This window comes from Mesorhizobium sp. M2A.F.Ca.ET.039.01.1.1 (assembly GCF_003998035.1).
GTDB lineage: Bacteria > Pseudomonadota > Alphaproteobacteria > Rhizobiales > Rhizobiaceae > Mesorhizobium.
On the sequence record NZ_RZRY01000312.1, the window covers coordinates 1 to 7,168 of the forward strand.

Genomic DNA, 7,168 nt, shown 5'->3' on the forward strand with positions numbered 1-7,168 from the left:
CCAGGAAAGCCGTGGACAAGATCGATCGGCTCGTCCAGGACGCGGTCGCGCGTGGCGCCAAGGTTCTGTGCGGCGGCGCGGTCGCCGAGGGCCGAGGATTTTTCTATCCGCCCACGGTGCTGAGCGACGTGCCGGCCGACGCCGCCATGGCTCATGAGGAGATATTCGGTCCCGTGGCGCCAATCAGCCGCTTCGAGGACGAGGCGGAGGTCATCGCAAGGGCGAACGATACCGAATACGGCCTTGCCGCCTATATCTACACGCGCGATCTTGCGAAAGGCATGCGCATGGCGTCGAAGATCGAGTCCGGCATGATCGCGCTCAATCGTGGCCTGATGTCGGACCCTGCCGCGCCCTTCGGCGGCGTCAAGCAGAGCGGGCTTGGGCGCGAGGGCGGCCAGAAGCACGGCATTGCCGAGTTCATGGAGGCGAAATACATCGCCGTGACGATCTGATGAGACAGATGGCGAAAGATCCATTCCGTATTCGCGACCATGTCCCCGAGTTCGACGACATCGTCGCCGAGATCGTCCGGCGCAGCGCCGAGACCAGGGCCAAGGTACCGATGGCCGCCGACGTGCCTTACGGACCGGACGGCACGGAGACCGTCGACCTGTTCTTCCCGCAGGGCAAACGCGATCACCTGCCGGTGCACATGTTCATTCACGGCGGCTACTGGCGCATGTTCTCCAAGCGCGACTATTCCTACGTAGCGGACACCGTCGCCAACGCCGGAGCGATTGCCGTCGTCGTGGATTACGCACTGATGCCGAGCGTGAGAATGGCGACGATCGTCGATCAAATACGCCGCGCGAGGCAATGGATAGACGACCATATCGCGAGCTATGGCGGCGATCCCGACCACCTGACGGTAAGCGGCCATTCCGCGGGGGCGCATCTCGCGACAATGCTCTTTGACGACAACACCCGGCCTTCAGGCATCAAAGGCGCGCTCCTGCTCGGCGGTGTCTACGATCTAAGACCGTTGCAGGAGTCGTTTCTCGCGGCCGAAATCGCGATCACCGACGACGAGGTTGAGCGGTTCTCGCCGATAAATCATCGCTTCGATCCGGACGTGGCGGTTGAGATATCCGTCGGCGCCGAGGAAACGCCGCCCTTCCACAGCCAGGCCGCCACGCTTGCGGAGCGTTTCGAAGGGCAAGGGCTTGCCGTCTCGCGCACAAGCCTTGCAGGGGCCAACCACATGAGCAGCGTCCGCGACCTTGGCTTGGCCGGAACCGGGGCCGCATCATCCCTGGCTCGCCTGCTGGGCGCATGAAGGCCATATCGCCGCCAGCGGTAAGAGAGCTTCACGAACGTGATCCGTCCACGTTATGACGCGTCCTGTTCGAGAACTTCCATGGGCGGCGACGTGTAAATCCGGATCGAAAGGTGCGCGATCGCAGTAGACCACTATGATGGAGGAGGATGCAGCGACCAAAGCGCGCTCTTCGCGCGTTCGTCCCTACCATCCGTTTGCACCAAAATGGGGAGCACAATTTGTGGGGAAAATCGCAAGCAGATGCGAGCTTACGATCGAACTTTCCAATTTAAATCGAAAAATCAGTTACTTACGCTAGAAGGCGATGGTACCGTTGGCTGGGCTCGAACCAGCGACCCCCAGATCCACAATCTGGTGCTCTAACCAACTGAGCTACAACGGCACATTCCAGGCGAGCGCTATCCAGGAATCCTGAGGATGCGCTCCATCGTTGGCGATGCGTCCAATACGGGCTATCGGATTCTAATTCAAGGCCCTTAATAAGGCAAAGGACGGGTTGTCCTCGTCGCACCTTTCATAAGGCAAAAGAAAAGGCCGGCGGGAGGAGGTGCCGGCCTTTTCCTGTTACGAGCCAGCGGGAGGAGGTGCTGGCTGGTCACCCCGGAAACAGAGGGAGGAGGTTCCGCTTCCGGGTATCTGGTTATTCAACTCTATCGCATAACTATTTGTCTGACGAAATGCGACGTTTTGATGCAGCGCACAGTTGTGCGCGAAAATTAGGCAGCCTTGACGTCCTTGATCGCCTTCTCGAAGGCGCTCTTGACCGGCTTGGAGACATCCTCGACCGCCTTGGTGGCGACGGCCTGGAACTCCTTGGCCTGCTCCACGGCCAATTCGGCGCGCTTGCGCAGGAAAGCGGTCTGCAGCTCGACGACTTCCGAAAGGGTCTTGGCGCCGACCAGGGCTTCAAGGTGCGAGAAGCCGGCTTCGGCATTGGCGCGCAGCGCGGCGATGGCCTTGAGCGAAACGTCACTGGAGACGGCCTTGGCGGTCTCGTAGGTCGACTCCAGAACCTTCTGGGTCTCCTCGGCACCGGTCTTCAGCTTGGCATAGGCCTCTTTCGACTGCTCGACGCCCTTCTCGGCGAAGGCGCGGATCTGGTCGGTGGCCTTGGAAGCGTCGAAGCTCGGGAATTCAACGTTTTCGATGGTCTCGGCAGCGGTCTTAGCGGTGGTCTTGGACATTTTCCAACCTTTTCGGGTAGCGGCTTTGACAGAAAGCCGTCTCGTTCATGTATGGTGGCAATATAGAGGCTTTTTTGTGCATTGCAACATCTTTGTTGCAGCGCACCATAAAATCTTCCCGTACGTCAACCGTAACGTCAGCCGCTGGGCCGTTAACCAAGAGCCCAGAGATTTCGACCTATGCAAGCCAGGGCTTGTGGACCTTCGGACCGCGGGCTTTTATTAACAAAGCGTTAACTGAAATGCCCGCTCCGGAGGGTTGCCCAGCGCATGCCGCCTGAAAACTACTCCTTCCTCGACGTCGCCGTGCTCGACGCGGTGCGTCAGCGCTTTGCCGCTGGCGACGCCCTGGCCATTTTGTCGGCCGACCTCGAGCAGGTGATCTGGGCGAACGGACCGGGGGCGTCGGTATTCGGCTATCCGGATATCGAGGCCATCATCGGCGCCTCGGCGCGGCTGCCGCTGATTGCCCGACGGCAGATCATGGCGACCAGCGGCTTTCCCGAGATTGGCAGCGACCGTGCCATCACGGTGAGGCTGGCCACCGGCATGGTGAGCCGGGCCGTGGGCTTCCTGGCCAGCGCCGTGACGATGCCGGACGGCGAGAAGGCAATCATGCTGGCGGTGCCGGCGGCGCAGACTAGCTCACGCAGCGCCGGCGAAGTCGCCGGCCGAGCCATCGGTGGTTTTACCGAGGCAGGGCATTTCATCGCCTTCGTCGACGCGCAAGGCGGCGTCGAGGCAGCCTCGGACGGCTTCGCGGCGCTCGGCATCGAGCCGCGGACGCTGGCTGCGCTGGTTGCGGATGTGGCAAGCAGCGGCGACCGTGTCGTCAAGCGCCTTGTGCCTGGCAGCGGCACTTCCTACCCGGCCGGTTTCGCGCGGCTCACCGACACACGGCATCTGCTGGTGGTGATCGATGAAGACCAGCTCGACGGCGACCAAGGGGAACAGCCGACCGCCGGCCAGGGCGATCGGCCCGATGGTGAGCAAGGCGCGACGCCAGGCACCGTTGCAGCCACGCTGTCGGGTGAAAGCCTGGCCGCCGAGCCCGAACCCCGGCCGGTCCAGGACAACAGCCCCGCACCGGTCGTGACAGCCGGCGGACAAGCCAAGCTGGTCCCGGAGCCTTCTGAAGGCGATGCACAGACTGACGCTGGAAGCCGGGTCGTGCCCAGCCAGCAGCCTGCCCGGACCGATCATCAGGCGGATGCCGCCGAGCCCAGCCAACAGGCCGCGGACGCCGGCGCCGGCCAGCATGACCATTGGTATTTCAACGCCGGCGACGATGACGCCGGGCAGGCTCAACCGGCGGCGCCGGCGAAGGATGAGCCGAAGGAGGCCGTCGCGGCCGAAGGCCTGCGGCCGGGTGTTGGCGAGACGGCCGCGCGCGAAACCGTCATGCCATCTCGGCCAGCCCTGCCCCGCGGCATCGACCGTTCGGCGCCACCCTTGCGCTTCGTCTGGCGCACCGACGCCGACGGCAAATTCAGCGCGTTGTCGCCCGAATTCGCAGACATCGTCGGCCAGCCCGCCGCCGATGTGATCGGCCGCCGCTTCAAGGACGTCGCCACCATCTTCGGTCTCGACACCTCGGGCGAGATCGCCGGTCTGCTCGAGCGGCGCGACACTTGGTCAGGCCGATCGGTGCTGTGGCCGGTGGCCGGAACCGATCTGAAGATACCGGTCGATCTGGCGGCGCTGCCCGTCTATGGCCGCAGCCGCGCCTTCGAGGGTTTTCGCGGCTTTGGCGTCGCACGCGCGGCCGACGCCGTGGTCGATCCCGAAGCGCTCGGCATGGCGCTGGTGCCTAATGCCGCGCCTGCCGGGAGCGAGCCGTCGGTCGAGCAGCCAGCCGCGGAGCAGGCGCAGCCGGAACAGCCAAAGCCCGCAGATCCGTTCCAGGGCGAAGTGCCGGCGCTGAGCATCGTGCCGAAGCCGGAGCGGCGCTTCGCCGACAAGGTGATAAGGCTGGCCGAGCACCGCCAGCCGGTCAACGACAAGCAGCCGGGGAGCGACACGCCCGCAAGTCAGAAGAGCCTGTCGATCCTTGAGCGCAGCGCCTTCCGCGAGATTGGCGAGCGGCTGCGCAAGGACAATTCCCTGCCCGCCGAGCCGGGCGCCGCCGAAGCCGGCAAGCAGACCGATGCGGTTGTTGCCGGCAAGGACGAGGCAACAGCGAAAGAGCCCGCCGTCGCAACGAAGGCCGAGGCCAACCAGCCAACGACGCTTGAAGAGGCGGCGCACGAGAACCCCGCGCTGGAGGCGACGCCGGCACCGGAAGCCTCGGAAACCTCCGACGCGAAGGCTGATGCGGAGACTGCTGAAGCACAGACCGAGGCGGAAGACCAGGAAGACCTGGCGAGGCTCGACGGTATCGATGACGCCGCCGCGACGAGCGACGCCGGCAAGACGGTGACGCCGGCCGCTTCCGGCTCGCTGCTCAGCTACGCAGGTGGTGAGAAGTCCAGGGAAGAAGCCGGCGTCGAACCTGCTTCCGAGGACAGCCGGGCAGCGGCCACCCGGCAGGCGGCCGAGCGTGCCGATTCTGAGGCGCGGCAGCCGGTCGAACGGCCAGTGACCGAGCTGGTCGCCGAAAAGCCGGCGCGCGATGCGACGGCGGATGATGACAGCATGACCGCCGACGATTTCCGCGATGCGCAAGACAGCGAGGATTGGGCCGGCTCCGACGCCGACGCGGCGACGGCCGCGGAAGAACCCGTAACGCCGGCGCGGCCACGCCTGGACGTGCCGCCACTCAAGCTCGCAGGCTTTGTGCCCTCCGCTTTTTCGACCGGAGAGGAAGCCAAGGCGCCCGATACGTCCATCCTCGCCAGGCTGCCGGTGCCGCTGCTGATCCATTCGGGTGACGAGCTCCATTACGCCAATGACGCCTTCCTCGAACTCACCGGCTACGATGCGCTGGACGACCTCGCGGATGCGGGGGGCCTGGGCGCGTTGTTTGCCGATCCCTATGCCGAGGATGCCGGCGCGGACGAAAGCGACCACTCGCTTAAGCTCAAGAGCCGCCAGGGCCTGGAATTTCCAATCGAAGCCCTGCTTCGCTCGGTGCCATGGCGGGGCGGCAAGGCGCTCATGCTGGTGGTGCGGCGTTCCGGCGAGGACGATGCCGCGCATTTCACCGCCGCCAATGACGAGCCGGCGCTGCAGCCGGATGTTCCGGAATTGAAATCGCGCATCGCCGAGATGCGCACCATCATCGACACCGCCACGGATGGCGTCGTACTGATCGGCCGCGACGGCAACATCCGCTCGATCAGCCGGCCGGCGGAAGCCCTTTTCGGCTTCGACAGCGACGAGGTCGCCGGCAAGCCCTTTGCCTCGCTGTTCGCTATCGAAAGCCAGCGCGCGGCGCGCGACTATCTCGCGGGCCTTTCGGAGCCGGGCGTGGCGAGCGTCTTGAATGACGGCCGCGAGGTCATCGGCCGCGAGGCGCAGGGACGTTTCATCCCGCTGTTCATGACCATCGGCAGGCTGCCGAACGACAGCGGCTTCTGCGCCGTGGTGCGCGACATCACGCAATGGAAGCGGGCCGAGGAAGACCTGACCCAGGCACGCGCGGTTGCCGAGCGCGCGTCCTCGCAGAAGACGGATTTCCTGGCCCGCATCAGCCATGAGATCCGCACGCCGCTCAACGCCATCATCGGCTTTTCCGAGCTGATGGTGGACGAGAAATTCGGCCCGATCGCCAATGACCGCTATCGCGACTATCTGCGCGACATCAACCGGTCAGGCAATCACGTGCTCGACCTCGTCAACGACCTGCTCGACATCTCGAAGATCGAGGCCGGGCAGCAGGAGATGGACTACGAGGCGGTGTCGCTCAACGACACGCTGGCCGAGACGGTGGCGATGATGCAGCCGCAAGCCAATCGAGAGCGCGTCATCATCCGCTCCAGCTTCGCCTCGCGGCTGCCGGAAGTGGTGGCGGATTTGCGAAGCGTGCGCCAGATCGCCCTCAACATCCTGTCCAACGCCATCCGCTACACCCAGGCCGGCGGCCAGGTGATCGTCTCGACCGCGTACGAAGCCTCAGGCGATGTCGTCATGCGCGTGCGCGATACCGGCATCGGCATGACCCCGGCCGAGATCGAGCAGGCGCTGAAGCCGTTCAAGCAGATCAATGCGCTGAAGCGCGGACGCGGCGACGGCACTGGCCTCGGCCTGCCCCTCACCAAGGCCATGGTGGAGGCGAACCGAGCCCGCTTCGCCATCACCTCGACGCCGGGCGAAGGAACGCTGGTCGAGGTCGTCTTCCCCTCGACCCGCGTGCTTGCCGAATAAGATCGTCCTCGGTTCCAGCCAAAGAAAAAGGCGTCCGGGAGGACGCCTTGAGAAATGGGATGCTGTCACAACGGGGGCTTGAGCTGAACCTCAGGGGACGAGGAACGGGATTTCTCCCTCAAGTTACACGCGACTATCGGGGTCGTCCCTTAACAAGTCCTTACCGGACCTCAGAAAAGTTTACGAATGTGTACCACCCGTGAAATCTAGGTAAATTCGCCGTACCGATTTCGTTAACCATGCCATCCGTCAACCCGCCAGCTGCGGCAGGTCGCGGAACAGCTCCAGCGCTTCCGGGTTTGCAAGCGCTTCCTTGTTCTTCACGGCACGGCCGTGAACCACGTCGCGCACCGCGAGTTCGGTGATCTTGCCGGACTTGGTGCGCGGGATGTCGGTG

The 7,168-nt window shown here is 64.3% G+C and carries 4 protein-coding genes and 1 tRNA gene; 3 read left to right on the top strand and 2 right to left on the bottom strand.

What is annotated here, in order from left to right:
* Together EOA24_RS21905 and EOA24_RS21910 are read left to right on the top strand one after the other, a co-directional pair.
* Positions 1-455: aldehyde dehydrogenase family protein (locus EOA24_RS21905; RefSeq protein ID WP_127410056.1), on the top strand; the 455-nt coding region annotated here is incomplete at its 5' end.
* Positions 456-463: 8 nt separating this feature from the next.
* Positions 464-1,279, top strand: a complete 816-nt coding sequence (locus EOA24_RS21910) for an alpha/beta hydrolase (RefSeq protein WP_126078899.1) — start codon at positions 464-466, stop codon at positions 1,277-1,279.
* Positions 1,280-1,587: 308 nt separating this feature from the next.
* On the opposite strand, the gene EOA24_RS21915 is transcribed toward EOA24_RS21910, so the two are convergent.
* Positions 1,588-1,664 (bottom strand) — tRNA-His (locus EOA24_RS21915).
* Between the two features lie 334 nt (positions 1,665-1,998).
* On the bottom strand, positions 1,999-2,466 hold the full coding sequence (locus EOA24_RS21920; RefSeq protein ID WP_126079079.1) for a phasin: 468 nt from the start codon (positions 2,464-2,466) through the stop codon (positions 1,999-2,001).
* A gap of 270 nt (positions 2,467-2,736) precedes the next feature.
* Here EOA24_RS21920 and EOA24_RS21925 point away from each other — a divergent pair, with 270 nt between their 5' ends.
* Complete coding sequence (locus tag EOA24_RS21925; RefSeq protein ID WP_126079080.1) at positions 2,737-6,771, top strand: PAS domain S-box protein; 4,035 nt, start codon at positions 2,737-2,739, stop codon at positions 6,769-6,771.
* Positions 6,772-7,168 lie beyond the last annotated feature (397 nt).

Bases quoted from the DNA above. Each gene is read 5' to 3' on its own strand.
- EOA24_RS21910 (WP_126078899.1), top strand. From the start codon at position 464: ATGGCGAAAGATCCATTCCGTATTCGCGACCATGTCCCCGAGTTCGAC.
- EOA24_RS21920 (WP_126079079.1), bottom strand. From the start codon at position 2,466: ATGTCCAAGACCACCGCTAAGACCGCTGCCGAGACCATCGAAAACGTT.
- EOA24_RS21925 (WP_126079080.1), top strand. From the start codon at position 2,737: ATGCCGCCTGAAAACTACTCCTTCCTCGACGTCGCCGTGCTCGACGCG.